Origin of the sequence: Actinoplanes solisilvae (genome assembly GCF_003999975.1) — a bacterium.
Classification (GTDB): Bacteria; Actinomycetota; Actinomycetes; order Mycobacteriales; family Micromonosporaceae; genus Actinoplanes; species Actinoplanes solisilvae.
The window spans coordinates 139,864-154,020 of sequence record NZ_RJAC01000018.1; the positions used below are offsets into that span (position 1 = coordinate 139,864).

The 14,157-nt window shown below is 68.7% G+C and carries 14 protein-coding genes and 1 pseudogene; 11 read left to right on the forward strand and 4 right to left on the reverse strand.

Going from position 1 to position 14,157, the window contains the following annotated elements; translation table 11 throughout:
* Window positions 1-2: 2 nt before the first annotated feature.
* Window positions 3-833 (forward strand): alpha/beta fold hydrolase, encoded by an 831-nt coding sequence (locus EER30_RS48100; RefSeq protein WP_205650537.1) that lies wholly within the window; start codon window positions 3-5, stop codon window positions 831-833.
* A 47-nt stretch (window positions 834-880) separates the two neighbouring features.
* On the forward strand, window positions 881-1,732 hold the full coding sequence (locus tag EER30_RS33790; protein WP_127504734.1) for an alpha/beta fold hydrolase: 852 nt from the start codon (window positions 881-883) through the stop codon (window positions 1,730-1,732).
* Between the two features lie 210 nt (window positions 1,733-1,942).
* On the opposite strand, the gene EER30_RS33795 is transcribed toward EER30_RS33790, so the two are convergent.
* Window positions 1,943-2,293: a MerR family transcriptional regulator gene (locus EER30_RS33795; RefSeq protein ID WP_127504735.1), complete on the reverse strand. Its 351-nt coding sequence runs from the start codon at window positions 2,291-2,293 to the stop codon at window positions 1,943-1,945.
* Here EER30_RS33795 and EER30_RS33800 point away from each other — a divergent pair.
* Window positions 2,283-3,038: an MFS transporter gene (locus EER30_RS33800; protein ID WP_127504736.1), complete on the forward strand. Its 756-nt coding sequence runs from the start codon at window positions 2,283-2,285 to the stop codon at window positions 3,036-3,038. The genes EER30_RS33795 and EER30_RS33800 overlap by 11 nt on opposite strands.
* Here EER30_RS33800 and EER30_RS33805 read toward each other — a convergent pair.
* Window positions 3,035-3,592 (reverse strand): TetR/AcrR family transcriptional regulator, encoded by a 558-nt coding sequence (locus EER30_RS33805; protein ID WP_127504737.1) that lies wholly within the window; start codon window positions 3,590-3,592, stop codon window positions 3,035-3,037. The two genes, EER30_RS33800 and EER30_RS33805, sit on opposite strands and share 4 nt — an antisense overlap.
* A 102-nt stretch (window positions 3,593-3,694) precedes the next feature.
* On the opposite strand from EER30_RS33805, the gene EER30_RS33810 reads away from it, so the two are divergent.
* The 4 genes from EER30_RS33810 (at window position 3,695) to EER30_RS33825 (ending at window position 8,191) form a co-directional block, all read left to right on the forward strand.
* Window positions 3,695-4,579, forward strand: a complete 885-nt coding sequence (locus EER30_RS33810; RefSeq protein WP_127504738.1) for an alpha/beta fold hydrolase — start codon at window positions 3,695-3,697, stop codon at window positions 4,577-4,579.
* 278 nt (window positions 4,580-4,857) lie between these two features.
* The gene (locus tag EER30_RS33815) at window positions 4,858-5,226 is read left to right on the forward strand and encodes an effector-associated constant component EACC1 (protein ID WP_127504739.1); all 369 of its coding nucleotides are present in this window, start codon (window positions 4,858-4,860) and stop codon (window positions 5,224-5,226) included.
* A 26-nt stretch (window positions 5,227-5,252) separates the two neighbouring features.
* A complete protein-coding gene (locus EER30_RS33820; RefSeq protein WP_164842574.1) occupies window positions 5,253-7,136 on the forward strand; it encodes a caspase, EACC1-associated type in 1,884 nt (627 codons plus the stop codon).
* A gap of 266 nt (window positions 7,137-7,402) precedes the next feature.
* Complete coding sequence (locus EER30_RS33825) at window positions 7,403-8,191, forward strand: maleylpyruvate isomerase family mycothiol-dependent enzyme (protein WP_127504741.1); 789 nt, start codon at window positions 7,403-7,405, stop codon at window positions 8,189-8,191.
* 115 nt (window positions 8,192-8,306) lie between these two features.
* Here EER30_RS33825 and EER30_RS33830 read toward each other — a convergent pair whose 3' ends face one another.
* Window positions 8,307-9,329, reverse strand: coding sequence for a DUF4331 family protein (locus EER30_RS33830; RefSeq protein WP_127504742.1), 1,023 nt, complete (start codon window positions 9,327-9,329; stop codon window positions 8,307-8,309).
* Window positions 9,330-9,594: 265 nt separating this feature from the next.
* Between EER30_RS33830 and EER30_RS33835 the strand changes: the two genes are divergently transcribed.
* From EER30_RS33835 to EER30_RS33845, 3 genes are read left to right on the forward strand one after another with little or no spacing between them, the layout of a single operon-like run.
* A complete protein-coding gene (locus tag EER30_RS33835; protein WP_127504743.1) occupies window positions 9,595-9,789 on the forward strand; it encodes a hypothetical protein in 195 nt (64 codons plus the stop codon).
* Window positions 9,786-10,505: a molybdopterin-dependent oxidoreductase gene (locus EER30_RS33840; RefSeq protein ID WP_127504744.1), complete on the forward strand. Its 720-nt coding sequence runs from the start codon at window positions 9,786-9,788 to the stop codon at window positions 10,503-10,505. Before EER30_RS33835 ends, EER30_RS33840 begins: the two co-directional genes overlap by 4 nt.
* Window positions 10,502-11,155: a cytochrome b/b6 domain-containing protein gene (locus EER30_RS33845; protein WP_127504745.1), complete on the forward strand. Its 654-nt coding sequence runs from the start codon at window positions 10,502-10,504 to the stop codon at window positions 11,153-11,155. Before EER30_RS33840 ends, EER30_RS33845 begins: the two co-directional genes overlap by 4 nt.
* Here EER30_RS33845 and EER30_RS33850 read toward each other — a convergent pair.
* On the reverse strand, window positions 11,142-13,409 hold the full coding sequence (locus tag EER30_RS33850; RefSeq protein ID WP_127504746.1) for a DUF4132 domain-containing protein: 2,268 nt from the start codon (window positions 13,407-13,409) through the stop codon (window positions 11,142-11,144). The two genes, EER30_RS33845 and EER30_RS33850, sit on opposite strands and share 14 nt — an antisense overlap.
* Window positions 13,410-13,581: 172 nt before the next feature.
* Here EER30_RS33850 and EER30_RS33855 point away from each other — a divergent pair.
* A pseudogene (locus EER30_RS33855) lies at window positions 13,582-14,067 on the forward strand (hypothetical protein); the annotation flags it as partial.
* Between the last annotated feature and the right edge of the window lie 90 nt (window positions 14,068-14,157).

Sequence of the window (14,157 nt, forward strand, 5' to 3'; positions counted from 1 at the left end):
AGATGGGGTTCGTTAAGGTCGGAGAGGAAAACTCCACCGACATCAAGCTGTACTACGAGGACCACGGAACCGGCCGGCCGGTCGTGCTCATCCACGGGTTCCCCCTCAGCGGACGCTCGTGGGAGAAGCAGGAAGCCGCCCTGCTCGACGCCGGCTACCGCGTGATCACGTACGACCGGCGCGGCTTCGGACGGTCCAGCCAGCCGGCCGTCGGCTACGACTACGACACCCTCGCCGCCGACCTCGACACGCTTCTCACCACCCTCGAACTCGACGACGTCACGCTCGTCGGATTCTCGATGGGCACCGGTGAGGTCGTCCGCTACCTGAAGGCCCACGGCTCGGCCCGGGTGCGCCGCGCGGCCCTGCTCGGACCGCTCGGACCGTTCCTGCGAAAGACCGACGACAACCCCGAGGGTGTCGAGACGGCGTACTTCGAGGGCATCAAGGCCGCCATCCGGGCCGATCGGCCGGCCGCGATCAAGTCGTTCCTCGACAACTTCTTCAACATGGACGTCCTCGGCGGCACCCTGGTCAGCGACTCCGCCTACCAGGACAGCTTCAACGTCGCGCTGGGCGCCTCGGCCATCGCCGCGGTGAAGTGCGTCGACGCGTGGCTGGAGGACTTCCGCGGCGACATCGCCTCGATCGACGTCCCGATCCTGGTCGTCCAGGGCGACGCCGACCGGATCCTGCCGCCGCCGGTCACCGGCAACCGGCTCCCCGCGCTGTTGCGCGACGTACGGCACGTCTCGATCGAGGGCGGCCCGCACGCGATCGGCTGGACCCACGCCGACCAGGTGAACAAGGAGCTTCTCGCCTTCCTCGGCTGAGCGCTCATCGACAACAGCACCGAACGAACCACTAGGAAAGGAACGTCATGTTCTCTCTCTCGAGCAAAGCCCGGCGAGTGGCGATCGGAGCGGCCGGTCTCGGCGTGCTGGTCGGCCTCGCCGGGGTCGCCGCGCCCGCCCTCGCCGAAACCAATCTCCCGCAGTCGGCGAAGGAGAAGCCGACCGTCGTCCTCGTGCACGGTGCGTGGGCCGACGGGTCGAGCTGGGACAAGGTCACGACCAAGCTCCAGCACGACGGCTACCGGGTGGCCGTCCCGCCGAACCCGCTGACCGGCGTGGCCGACGACGCCGCGAGCCTGCGCGCCTACCTGAGCACCATCACCGGCCCGATCGTCCTCGTCGGACACTCGTACGCGGGCATGGTCATCACGAGTGCCGCTCAGGGTGACAAGCAGGTCAAGGCCCTGGTGTACGTCGACGCCTACATCCCGGACAAGGGCGACTCGGTGCAGTCGCTGACCGGGGCGAAGCCGGGCTCGGTCTTCGCGGTCGACCCGACCACCGTCTTCAACTTCGTCCCGATCCCCAAGGCGGAGAAGGGTGTGGTCAACGCCTTCGTGAAGGCCGAGATCTACGGCAAGGCGTTCGCCGGCAAGAGCATCTCGGCCAAGGAGGTCGCGGTGCTGGCCGCCCGGCAGCGTCCGCTCTCGACGGCCGCCCTCGGCGAGGCGGAGACCGGCACGCCAGCCTGGAAGAGCATCCCCTCCTGGTCGGTGATCGGCAAGCAGGACGCCGTCATTCCCCCCGCTGAGCAGGTCGTCATGTCGAAGCGGGCCAAGGCGCACACCATCGAGATCGACGCGCCCCACCTGTCCATGGTCACGGCCCCGACCGCGGTCACCCACCAGATCGAGGCCGCAGCCCGGGCCACCGACTGATACGACAGCCGGCCGTGGCGCAGCGATGCCACGGCCGGCTTCCTTCCTTGGAGGCGTTCACATGCAATTCGTTCTCATGCATGGCGGGTGGCAGGCGAGCTGGTGCTGGGATGCCGTCTCGTCGGTCCTGCGCAGCAGCGGTCACCGGGTGTTCACCCCGACCCCGCGAGGCGCCCAACCCGATCGCCCTGGCCGAAGCGCTCCTGACCGTCACCGCCTGAGGGCGCCCAGGTAGGCGTCGATGGCCTGCAGATTCCTGGTCAGGCTCTCGAGACGCTGCGCCATGCGATCGCGCTCCCGCTGAACCCGGCGTACGAAATCCGGGGCGGGGTACCGCGAGTTCGCCGCCTCGGCCAGGCAGGGCAGCACCTCCCTGATGATCTCGGTCGTCAGACCCGCGCCGAGAAGACTACGAATCTGCTCCACCCGAGCGACCTGGGACTCGTCGTAGTCGCGGTATCCGTTCTCCTCGCGCCTCGGGCTGAGAAGACCCTGCTCCTCGTAGTAGCGGAGGAGCCGGGGTGACACCTCAGCCCGCTCGGACAGCTCCTTGATCCTCATCGACGCCTTCGCCGGGACCCCGGTCGCGCTGTCGCTCGGCGTGCCCGTCGGCGCATACCTCGGCCGGGCGGTCGGGTGGCAGCTCACCTTCGGCCTCGCCTCGGCGCTGACCGCCCTGCTGATCGTCTGGACCGCGTTCAAGCTGCCCAATTTCGCCGGCCAGCAGGCCGAGGACCGGGTTCCGCTGCGCACGATCCTCCGGCTTCGAGGCATCCGTACGGTCCTGGTGGTGACGGGCGCCTTCGTCCTCGCACACACGATCCTTTACACGTACATCGCTCCGATCCTGGCCGACGCCGGTCTGCCGGAGCATGTCGAGTGGATCCTGCTGGACTTCGGGATCGCCTCGATCGTCAGCATCTGGCTCACCGGCGTGTTCATCGATCGGCACCACCGTCGGCTGGTCGTGATCAGCACAGGGCTCTTCGCCGCGGCCGCGGTGGTGCTGACCGTGGCCAGTTCCAGCGCCGCGGTCGACTACGTCGCGGTCGCGGCCTGGGGACTCTCGTTCGGAGGGGCGGCCACCCTGCTGCAGTCGGCGTTGATGAGGGCGGCGGGAGAGCACGCCGACGTCGCCCAGTCGTCGATGGTGACCACCTGGAACCTGGGGATCGGCCTCGGTGGGCTGGTCGGCGGCGCGCTTCTGGCCGGTTTCGGCTCGAGCTCGCTCATCATCGCCACGGTCGTGCTCCTCGTGCCCACCGTGCTCGTGGTGATCCTCGCCCGCCGTCACGCGTTTCCCTAGCTCCCGTCCAGCAGCGCGAGCGCCCCGGCGGTCGCGGCGTCGGCCGAGGACTGCCGTCCGGTGGCTCGGGCGACGACGAACGCGCCCTCGACCACAGCCAGAAGGGCGGCCGCGGTTTTCGCCGGGTCCAGCTTCGACGACACGGAGCCGTCGTCCTGAGCTTCTCGGACGACACTCTCGAGAAGGTCGCCCAGCTCGGTGAACGCGGCGCCCAAGGACTCCCGCAAGCCGGGCTCGGCCAGGATCCCGGCGTCGTACGCGAAGCCGCCGATCTGGCACCCGCCGAGCGCGTCGCCGGCCGAGCCGAGGAACGCGGCCAGGCGATCCCGGCCCGTCGGCAGACCGTCCATCGCGGCCCGCACGGCATCGATCAGGTCGCGCCCGTTCTCGCGGACGACCTCCTGGCCGAGCTCGGTCTTCGCCGGGAAGTGGTGGTAGAAGCTGCCCTGCCCGACACCGGCATCGGCCATCACCTGCTTCGGGCTCGTCGTCGAGTATCCGCGGTGCCAGAAGAGCCTCTTGGCCGAGTCGATGATCAGCCGCCTGTTGTCCATGACACAAGAATAGCAAGCTCCATACCTGGAGGTAGGGTTGTTACCATACCTAGAGGTATGTATGGTCGATTGCAGCAGACGTTCACAAAAGGGAGAACCGCCATGACCACCACACCGTTCGTCCCCGTCCTGCAGTACAAGACCGAGAACCTCGACGGGTTCGAGATGTTCTACCGAGAGGCCGGCCCGGCCGACGCCCCCGTCGTCCTGCTCCTGCACGGCTTCCCGACCTCGTCGCACATGTTCCGCAACCTGATCCCGTACCTGTCGGACCGCTTCCGCGTCATCGCCCCCGACCTGCCCGGGTACGGACAGAGCGCCGCACCCGATCGCGCCGGGTTCGCGTACACCTTCGACAACGCGGCGAAGTACGTGCAGAAGCTGCTGACAAAGCTCGGCGTGACCAGGTACGCCGTCAACGTCTTCGACTACGGCGCGCCGACCGCCTGGCGGCTCGCCCTCGCGAACCCCGACGCCATCTCGGCGCTCATCGTGCAGAACGGCAACGCGTACGACGAAGGCCTGGACAACGACTTCTGGGTGCCGATCAAGCGCTACTGGGCCGACCCCAGCGAGCAGAACCGTGACGCGCTGCGCGAACTGGTCACCGTGGACACCACGCAGTTCCAGTACACCGACGGGATGACCCACGCTGCCCGCATCTCCCCCGACAACTGGACCGTCGACCAGGCCCTGCTCGACCGCCCCGGCAACGACGAGATCCAGCTCGACTACTTCCTCGACTACGGCACGAACCCCGGGCTCTACCCGGCCGTGCAGCAATGGCTGCGCGACACCCAGCCGCCGACCCTGATCGTGTGGGGCGCGAAGGACGTGATCTTCCCGGCCGAGGGCGCACACCCCTACAAGCGAGACCTGAAAGACCTGGAGTTCCACCTCTTCAACAGCGGCCACTTCCTCCTCGAGGACCGCCCCGACGAGGTCTTCCCGCTGATCCACGACTTCCTGACCCGCAAGCACACCTGACAAATCCAATCGTCGCCCGGTCACGGCTTGCCGTGGCCGGGCCGTGCGGCACGATGCTGTAGACGTTAAAAGATCTCCATCGAGATGCTCGATATCAATGATCTCCTTCAGGATTGCGCGCCGGAGATCGATACATGACGGACCTGCACATGGCCCACCGCCAGTACGCCGAGCGAGGGTTTACATTGGTCCGTCCGGCTGTAGCGTTTCCTCAAGACGGTGACTAAGGTCTTTGTGCATTCGTCGAGCAATGATCAATAGCCGAAACGGTGTAGTTCATGGAGCCAGGCAAGATGGATGTCCGCGTCGCGGTTCCGGGCGCCGATCCCGAAAGCGTTCAGGACCTGGCATTCGATCTTCGCCGGGCCATCCTTGACACCGACGTCGACGATGTCCGTCCGGCCACCACGGATGCCACCCCGGCGGGTGCGAAATCCGGTGCGGCTCTGACGGTCGGCGTGCTGGTGGTCACCCTCGCCCCGACTGTGGTGGAGGGCCTCATGACGGTCGTGTCGTCCTGGCTGAGCCGCCAGCCTCGTGACGTCGAGATCGAGGTGGACGGTCAGCGGCTGCGGGTTCCGGTGACCCGGCAGCAACGGGATGAGCTGGTCGCGGCCTATCTGCGCCGACTCGACCGCGAGTCATGAGCGCCGGGCCTCCGAGGCGGGCACTGTTGCTCGGCTGCAGCACCTTCGCCGACCCGTCGCTGGCCCGCCTCCGGTCGCCGCGCACAGATATCGAGGAACTCGCCCGGCTGCTGCGCGATCCCGACCATTGCCGTTACGAGGTCGCCACGGAGGTCGACTGTTCCAGCCAGCGCGCCCGCCGGGAGATCGAAAGCTTCTTCGCGGGAGCCACATTCGGCGACGCGATGAACCTCTTGTACCTCACATGTCACGGGGTGCAGGACAATCAGGGCCGGCTGTACTTCGCGTTCACCGATACCGAGCGTGATCTTCTCGGGTCGACCGCGGTATCCGCCGAATGGGTTCGAGAATGCGTGCACAACAGCCGGTCCAAGGCCACCCTCATCCTTGTCGACTGCTGCTTCAGCGGTGGATTCATCAAAGGCATGCAGGCTCGGTCGGGGGGCCCGAACGTCGAGACGCTGGTGCAGGACATGCCCCGCAGTACAGGGCTGGCCGTCCTCACCGCATCGGGTGAAACGGAGGCCAGCTTCGAGAACTCCGAATCCGCCGACGTACGCCCATCATATTTCACAGACGCATTGATCAACGGCATATCTTCCGGCGCGGCCGACCGCGATCGCGACGGCCGGGTCACGGTCGACGAACTCTACGACCACATCTACGAGCAGATCGTCAACGGGCCGTCGCCGCAACGACCGCGACGCCTCGGCGTCGGCGAGGGAGTGCTCGTCGTTGCTGACGCGCCCACCACAACGCCGTCGGCTGAGATCCGGCGCACGCGGCTGCTGGCCCACGGAATCCAAGGCTGGGTATCGTTCGACGGCGAGACCGCTATCGTCGGCAAGCTCACCCTGGCCAACAAGCCGAAGGGCGAGCACCGCTTCCCAGTCGGCCGGCTGTCCGGGGTAGTAATCAAGCATGCAACCCGTCTCCAACACGGGTTCCTCCAACTCGTGGTCGGCGGCGCCGCGCCGGCGGCTTCGCAGCAGGGCACGCTTGATTTCACCAAGTCGGCCAACGAGGACATGGCCCGGCTCCACGACGCGATCCAGTCTGCGATCGACGCGACTCACGGCCGGCCGCCGCTGGAACCGGAACCCACGGTCATCAGCCCTGCAGCAGCATCAATCGAGCCCACCTCGTACCCGCCCGCCGCGCCACCATGGACAAGTCCGGCGACCCCCGACACCACCGCGCGCCCGGCTGCTCCGGCTGGACGCCCGGACCCAAGAGCGGATCGGCGCAATGGGGAACGCGATGGCGAACAGGCCGCGAGGATCATCCCGATGGCCACCCTCGACGGGCTGGCGGTGTGCCAGTTCGATGTCGTCCGATGGCTGGCGCCATGGCGCCAGCACTGGGCTCAAGCCCTGGGTCGGCCTGCCACTGTTCCGGTGTGGCTGCCCATAATCGCCCAGCACATCGGCGGGCATGCAGCCCCACCTGGCACCACCGCGTCCACCTTCTACCCAACCCCGGAATACCTGGTGGGCTTCTGCAGCGGCATGCGGACCACGTGGGACCGGGCCACCGCGGACCGCCTGTTCCCGGCCGACCGGTCCACTCTTGCCGGCTGGATGACCTACCCCACCGATTGGCTGTCGCTCGGAAAGCCGTTCGCCGCTGCGACCATCGACGACCTCGCCACCGCCCGGCGACGCGCGCGGCGCGCGAAGACCAGACAGACGGCTCTGCGCACCGTACTGTGGGTGGCCGCCAGCCTGTTCTTGATCATGGAAATCGGCGCCATCGGCGCCACCTTTCAGGGGGACTGGACGGACGAGCAAGGCAAGCCGATCGGCAACCCCGTGGCGGTGGCGATCGCCGCCCACCTCATGTTCCTCCTGCCACTGGCCGGCCTCAGTTTCCTGATCGCCCTCGACCTACGCCGGTCTCGTCGGAAGTAGGCGTCGCCCGCCCAGCAGGGCAACAGAATGCTTCACCACGGCTCGACGAGTGGCCATGAATAAAGGCTCTCCAGCTGACTTCGTTGTGCCAGACTCGAATAGCCACCTCACGCGCACCGTGAGTGAATACGTGAGGTCCGGACGCGGGCCCACTGTCTACAACGCACGGCCCGCGGGCCGGGGCGATGACCTCGCCGGACGCCAGAACCTGCTCGTGACCGAGACCGTGCGGCGGGCCCGGTCCGGCTGGAACTAGGCTCCGAGGTATGACGACTTTGGCCGGCCGTACGATCGCGGTTCTGCGCAGTGAGCACGACAACCTCGCGAGCATCGTCCCCGGGCTCTCCGCCGAGCAGCTCACCGGCGCGTCGGGCGCCTCCGACTGGACGGTCGCCGATGTGCTCTCGCACCTTGGCAGCGGTGCCGAGCTCACGCGGGCCGGCCTTCGCGCGGCGCTGGACGGCACGGACGCGCCCGGGATGGAGTTCAACCAGGGCGTCTGGGACCGGTGGAACGCCCTGAGCCCGCAGGATCAGGCCTCCGCGTGGCTCGGCTCCGACGCGGCGCTGCTGGCCGACCTCGAGGCTGTACCGGAAGAGCGCCACGACGACGTCAAGGTCGCCCTCAGCTTCCTGCCCGAGCCACTCCCCCTCGCCTCGTTCGCCGCCATGCGCCTGAGCGAGGTCGTTCAGCACAGCTGGGACGTCCGCGCCGGACTCGACCCGGCGGCCACACTGCCCGAGGCGTCGGCGTTGCTGCTGGCCGAGCACCTCAGCAACGGTCTCAGCTTCATGCTCGGCTTCATGGGCAAGCCCGCGGCCGTACGGGAACACGCCGTCATCGGGATCGGCGAGACCTCGTACCGGATCGTCCTGACCGACCAGGTGCGGCTCACCACCGAGGACGTCCCCACGACCGCGACGTTCACCGGCGAGTTGGAAGCCGCGCTGCGCCTCGTCTACGGCCGCCTGACCCCGGAATACACCCCGGCCGGCGTCGAGGTGAAGGGCAACATCTCGCTCGACGAACTGCGCGCCGCCTTCCCCGGCTTCTGACCGCGCCGGGGTCGCCTTCCTGCCGGGCGCGTTCATCCTGGTCCTGGCCGCGTCCGGCACCAGGAGCCTGGTCCGCTCGATCCGGGCCGGTCGAACGTAACCGGCCGTCGACTGATCAGGCCGGGACGACGTACGGGAATTGGTCTGTGCGCATCTCCTGGTTGGTCGCCGGGGAAAGACCGCTGAGCACGGCACCGCCGGTGACCAGCGACAGCATCACCTCGGGCGCATTGTCGGCCAGGGTGCGCCCGTTGCGGCTGACGAAGCTGTACGAGGCCGGCGTGCCCACGGTGTACGACAGCACGTCCGGGAACAGCTCGCGGACCACGGACTGGGCGTAGCCGGTCGGGTCGGTCGACGTCCCGGTCGCGGCGACGCTCGCGGCGATGTGCTCGCCGATGTGCTTGCGGTCGGACTCCACGTCCTGTGACACGTGCTGCGTGTCGGACGGGTCGGTGAACTGCACGTCGTCGGGCCAGAAGATCGGCCACATCATCGGGTGCCCGGCCCGGTTGATCTGCCGCCAGCCGCCGGCGTCGGTGGCGAGTTTGGTGGCCGCCCACACACCGATCTGCGTGCCCGGCCGCAACCGCGGGTGATCATGGGAGACCTCGAGCACGATCGAGTCGACGGTGGTGCCGGCGAAGCTGTTCCGGGCGTCCTTCGGCTGCCACTGCGACAGGTCGACGGCCGCACCCGCGTTGACGGCGGCGTTGACCTTCGACAGCAGTCCGAGGTCGATGTAGAACCAGTCCTTGATCCGCCCGGCCCACAGCCGTACGCCCTGACCTTGCGCGATGTCGCCGGTGCGCCCTCGCAGCAGTTGTTCGCCGTCGGCCGAGTCGTCGCGGGCCTGGTCGCCGGTCAACGCGTGCAACCGCAGCGGCTGGCGCCCGTCGGCGTCGGGATCGGCGAACGCCACCCGGTACGTCAGGTCCTCCTGCTCGGCGCCGTCGAAGTGCACCTTGAACTCGTACCGGGCCTCGGTGTGGAAGCTCGGCTCCGAGTGCAGGCCGTTGACCGTGGAGTTCACGTCCATCACGAAGACTGTGCTGTTCTCCCCCGCGAAGACGCACAGGTCGTCGAGGAACAGCTGCCCGGTTTGTGCGGCCAGGGGCGTATCGAGGTGGTGGGACATCAAAGGTCCTCTCGCTGAGGGTATGTCGTCCAGTCGCTTCGTCCCCACCGTAAGCAGACGCGGACCCGCCCGGCCGACGTCGATCGAAGATCTGCACGGTGCGGCGACCAGGTTGAGCGTGCCGGGGCACAACGGTGGCGAAGCACACCCTCGAACCGCGCCTATGGGGGCTAGCACCAAAGACACGGGAGCCGGTCACCGGCGAGTCTGAGGGGGTAGCGCTGACACTGATGCTCGACCAGCCTCGATCGAGGGAGCACATGACATGAAAAAGCCCGCGCTGGTTCTGTTCGGCGTGGTCGTGGCACTCCTGGGCCTGCTCTTCACTCTGCAGGGCGCGGGCGTCATCCACGGCAGCGTGATGAGCGATACGACGTTCTGGACGGTCGCCGGGCCGATCATCATCGTGGTCGGGCTGATCCTGGCCTCGGCCGGAGTCCGGGGACGATCCCGCCGATGAACGAAGCGGGCCGCGACCCTGAACTCGACGGCAGGCCGGTCGGACGCCGTACGGTCCTGGGCTTGATCGCCCTGGCCGGCGCGGGTGTGGTCGGCGGCAAGGCCGTTCAGGACGGCCTGGCCAAGGTTCTGGGTCCGATCGAACTGCGTGATCCGACCGGCCTGATCTCTCTGCTTCCCTGGGGTGACTCCTTCCGGTTCTACTCGGTCACCGGCGCGGTGCCGACCATGAACGCCGAGACCTACCGGCTCACGGTCGGTGGCCTGGTGCGGCGGACGGCGTCATACACGCTGGCCGACCTGCGGGCGATGCCCCAGATCAGCCTCGTACGGGACTTTCACTGCATTACCGGCTGGCAGGTGTCTCAGGTGCACTGGTCCGGCGTCCAGCTCTCGACACTGCTCGACCTGGCCGGGCCGACGGCCGCAGCGACCGCGGTGCGGTTCCGTTCCTTCGACGGCACCTACACCGAGAGCCTCACCCTCGAACAGGCCCGGCTCGACGACGTCATCGTGGCCTTGACGATGCTCGGTGGCCCGGTCACCCACGAACACGGCGGGCCGGTACGCATGTACGTCGCGCCGATGTACGGCTACAAGAGCACGAAATGGCTGTCCGCCATCGAGCTGACCGCCGCCGTCGAGACGGGCTACTGGGAGCATCGCGGTTATCCGGTCGACGGTTTCATCGACCCGTCGCGAGGAAAAGGCGCATGACCGGCACGGTTCCGCGGTTCGGCGCAGTCACCCGCGCCGTGCACTGGTCCGTCGCCGTTCTGATGATCACGTGCATCGTCACGGCGGCGATCCTTTACAACGGGTCGATCGCCCTCGCGGTCGGACACCGGCACCTGGTCGAAACCGTCCACGTGTACGCGGGATTCGCGTTGCCGGCGCCCATCCTGCTCGGCGCGTTCTCGGCCGCCTACCGCCAGGACATGCGACGCCTGAACCGGTTCCTGCCGCGGGACTGGCGCTGGCTGTTCTCCCGTAAACGCCGCGACGGTTCCATCAAGGTCGGCAAGTTCAACGCGGGCCAGAAACTGAACGGCGCTCTCAGCGGCGGCGCGATCGCCGCCCTGCTCGGCACCGGAATCATCATGTACTTCCCCGGCCTCACCCGGCTGTCCTGGCGCACCGGGGCCACGTTCGTCCACGACTGGTTCGCGCTCGCGGTCGGGCTGCTGGTCGTCGGTCACATCTTCTACGCCGTCAACGATTCCGAGGCACAACGGGGAATGCTGAGCGGCCGTGTCTCGGAGTCATGGGCCCGCGCCGACCACGGGGCCTGGGCCGACGAGCTTCTCGGCCCAGCACGCGACGGGAAACCGGAAGCGTCGAACGACGCCGGCGTCACGCCGACGTGACCGTGGGTGCCGCGGACACGACCAGGTCGAGGTCGCGCATCGCCTCGGAGAACACCGTCGCCGGCACTTCGGTGAGGTCGACCGGCACGCCGTCGCGCAGGAACACCGCCGCGCCGAGACGGACCGGCCCGCCGCTGAAATGACCACCGGACAGCTCGGCGGCCACGGCGGCGGTCAGGTCACCGGCCCGCCGGGTCGCCTGCCAGTCGGCGTACTCGTGGTAGGTCGACCAGCCCCGCGCGGAAAGCAACTGGACCGCCACCGGCCCGTCGACCTCGGTGTCGGCGAACCGCAGCGACCGGCTACGAGTGTGCCGCTCGGCCGGGGTCAGCCGGTAGATCTCGCGGAAGGCCTGCTTGACGGGCTGGCTGATTCCGCGCCGGACCAGCTCGGCCTGCCAGCCGCTCAGCGTCCCGTCGGCGTCGAGCTGTAAAGGATGCGCGGCCGAGAGAGGGCCGGTCACCGGGACCCGTACGCCGTCCAGCCCGACCAGCGCGGGCCCGCCCACCGGATCGAGCAGCCCCACCACGCCGAAGCCGTCCGACCAGATCAGCCCGGGCAGCAGGACCGCGCCGGCCGGGAGCGCCAGCAGAGCGGCCAATTCGTCCTGGCCGAGCCGGTCGGCCGTGGCGACCAGCCGCTCGAGCAGACCCGTCCGCATGCGGCGGGCCTGGTCGCGCAGCCGCTCCTGATGCGCGCGGGCCTCGGCGTACGCGGGCTCCTTGCGAACGGCCGAGGGCACAGTCTTGAGCGCGCGGCCGCCCCGCTCGACGACGATCACCGCATCGGCGCCCTCGATCCGTACCGCGATCTCGTAGTCGCCGGCCCGCCAGCCGTCGGGGACCTCGGTCGCGATGCGCGACTCCATGTCCCACTCGAGCCGGGCCGCGGCCGGATAACCGGCGACCTGCGCGAGATGGTCGAGCGCGATCTCGACCGCGGCGGCGTGGCTGTGCCGCCGGTTCGGGCCCAGCTTGGCGCCGTTCTTCGCCGACTCGCGCAGAGCCAGGTAGCGGTCGAGCACGGACTCGCCGTCGTCGATCGGCAGCAGCCCGTACGCCGCGATGCCCTGGAGGGCCTTGTTGCGGAACCGCTTGAGCACCGCCGCGCGGTTCCAGCCCATCGCCGCGAGCACGGGCTCGAGGCCGTCGGCCCGCCCCTTGAGCAACTCGATCAGCCTGCGAGCCGGCCCCTCTCCGGCGGCCGCCACCGCGCCGCGCAGCTCGGCCAGGTCACAGCGCACCGGCTGCACCGACTCGCCGATGCCCTGTGCGGTGAGGTCGAACAGCAACCGCAGCAGCGGGGCGGCTCGCTCGAGCCCGAACAGGGCCAGCAACGGCATCGAGTCGCCGGCCGCGTGCCGGTGGCCCAGCGCCTCGAGCCGCTCGGCCTCGGACCGCTCCCGCAACGTCATCACCAGACGCTCGCTCTCGGCGGCGGTCAGCTCGGCCCGGCTGAGGCGACGGACGAGGGCGTCCTTGTAGCCGACGTTCCCGTCGGTGTCGGGGGCGACCGGCAGCCGGCCGGCCCAGATGTCGAGCCCGCGCAGCACGAAGCGCAGCCCGCGCGGTGGCACTTTCAGCGGCGCGATCCGTTCCCAGTCGGTCTCGTTCGGGGCCGCCGTCAGCCGCCAGACGATCGGGTCGAGATGGTCGCGCACCGCCGCGGCGCAATCCGCCCCGACCACCGGTGGTTGCCATCCGTCCAGGCCCGAGGTCCAGCCGAAGACGGCGTTGCCGAGGTACCGCTCGACGCTGAACGCCACCTCGACCAGTTCGGCGTCGAGCGCGTCCGCCTGGAACAGCGCTTCGATGACCTTCGCGGCCGTGTTCCGGCCCAGCACGCCGACCGGCGAGCAGATCATCAGCCGCAACAACCGGGTACGTCGTGTCGAGGGCGGCGCGGCCAGCACCTCGGCGGCGAGTGGATCACGCTCGTGCCGGCGGTGCACGCCACCGGTGAGGGCGGCGAGGATCGCCAGCCGTCGACCCGTCGGCCAGGGAGCGTCCAGCAGGTCGGTCAGGTCGGCCGTGTCGGCTGGTGGTGGAAAGGCCTCGTCGTAGAACGCGTCGAGCTCGGCCCACACCCCGTCCCGGGTGGACGGGAACCAGCTGTTGGGCGGCCAGGCCACCCCCTCGAGTTCCCGGTAGGTCGAGAGGCCGATCTCGGCCAGCGCGCTCCGGTCACCTCGTTCGGCTGCATCTCGGGCCTGTTTCAGCGCGTGCTTCAGCGGGATCTCGACCACGATCGACACCCTAGAACCCGGGTACGACACATTTCCGGGCACAGGCGTCCGTCGTACCGTCGATCGGGGCGCGCCCCGAGCTGCACCGGTCGGGGCGAGGTGCCGATCTGCCGACTCACGAGGACAGCCGGCACAGGCTGATCCGCGCGACCCCGCCTCCGACCCGGTTTCGCCCGCTGCCGCGGACCCGGTCCACCAGCCCCTGGACGGCTACAGGGTCACCTTCGTACCCATCGGTCTGAAGGTCGGTGTCTCCGGGAACGGACCCGCCAGCTACCCGGTCTCACGGGACATGCTGCACAACGACGGTACGGTGCCGGCCTCCCACTATCCGACCGCCGTGACGTCGCTGCGAACATACGTGCGGTCCAATGGGGGCAACTGGTTGATCATCTCGGTGTTGCGCCCGGAACGGACCACGACCGAGGTCGACCGAGCTGAGATCACCGAGTGGCTGACCGGCTGGGCGCTCAAGGGCGCCGAGGTGGTGGACACCTACGAGCTCGCGGCCGGCCGGGCCTGGCTCACCAAGTTCGCCGGTTCGGAGATCACAGCCCACAACGTAGTGATCAGCACGCCGGATGGTGCGGTAATAGTCGTCGACGGAAACAGCAACATGCCGATCGCCGATCTGAAGGCGGTGGCCGCGGGCCTGCTACCCCAGTGATCGACCCCCGCGCCGCGGGCACGGAAGCGTCCATGAACGACTGGTCGCACCGGCCGGCCTCGCGCGCGAGTCGAGTTCGGCCTACATCGA

Excerpts from the sequence above, each read along its gene's own strand:
- EER30_RS48100 (WP_205650537.1), top strand. The coding sequence starts at position 3 with ATGGGGTTCGTTAAGGTCGGAGAGGAAAACTCCACCGACATCAAGCTG.
- EER30_RS33835 (WP_127504743.1), top strand. The coding sequence starts at position 9,595 with ATGAAAAAGCCCGCGCTGGTTCTGTTCGGCGTGGTCGTGGCACTCCTG.
- EER30_RS33795 (WP_127504735.1), bottom strand. The coding sequence starts at position 2,293 with ATGAGGATCAAGGAGCTGTCCGAGCGGGCTGAGGTGTCACCCCGGCTC.
- EER30_RS33845 (WP_127504745.1), top strand. The coding sequence starts at position 10,502 with ATGACCGGCACGGTTCCGCGGTTCGGCGCAGTCACCCGCGCCGTGCAC.
- EER30_RS33810 (WP_127504738.1), top strand. The coding sequence starts at position 3,695 with ATGACCACCACACCGTTCGTCCCCGTCCTGCAGTACAAGACCGAGAAC.
- EER30_RS33815 (WP_127504739.1), top strand. The coding sequence starts at position 4,858 with ATGGAGCCAGGCAAGATGGATGTCCGCGTCGCGGTTCCGGGCGCCGAT.
- EER30_RS33805 (WP_127504737.1), bottom strand. The coding sequence starts at position 3,592 with ATGGACAACAGGCGGCTGATCATCGACTCGGCCAAGAGGCTCTTCTGG.
- EER30_RS33830 (WP_127504742.1), bottom strand. The coding sequence starts at position 9,329 with ATGTCCCACCACCTCGATACGCCCCTGGCCGCACAAACCGGGCAGCTG.
- EER30_RS33790 (WP_127504734.1), top strand. The coding sequence starts at position 881 with ATGTTCTCTCTCTCGAGCAAAGCCCGGCGAGTGGCGATCGGAGCGGCC.
- EER30_RS33825 (WP_127504741.1), top strand. The coding sequence starts at position 7,403 with ATGACGACTTTGGCCGGCCGTACGATCGCGGTTCTGCGCAGTGAGCAC.
- EER30_RS33840 (WP_127504744.1), top strand. The coding sequence starts at position 9,786 with ATGAACGAAGCGGGCCGCGACCCTGAACTCGACGGCAGGCCGGTCGGA.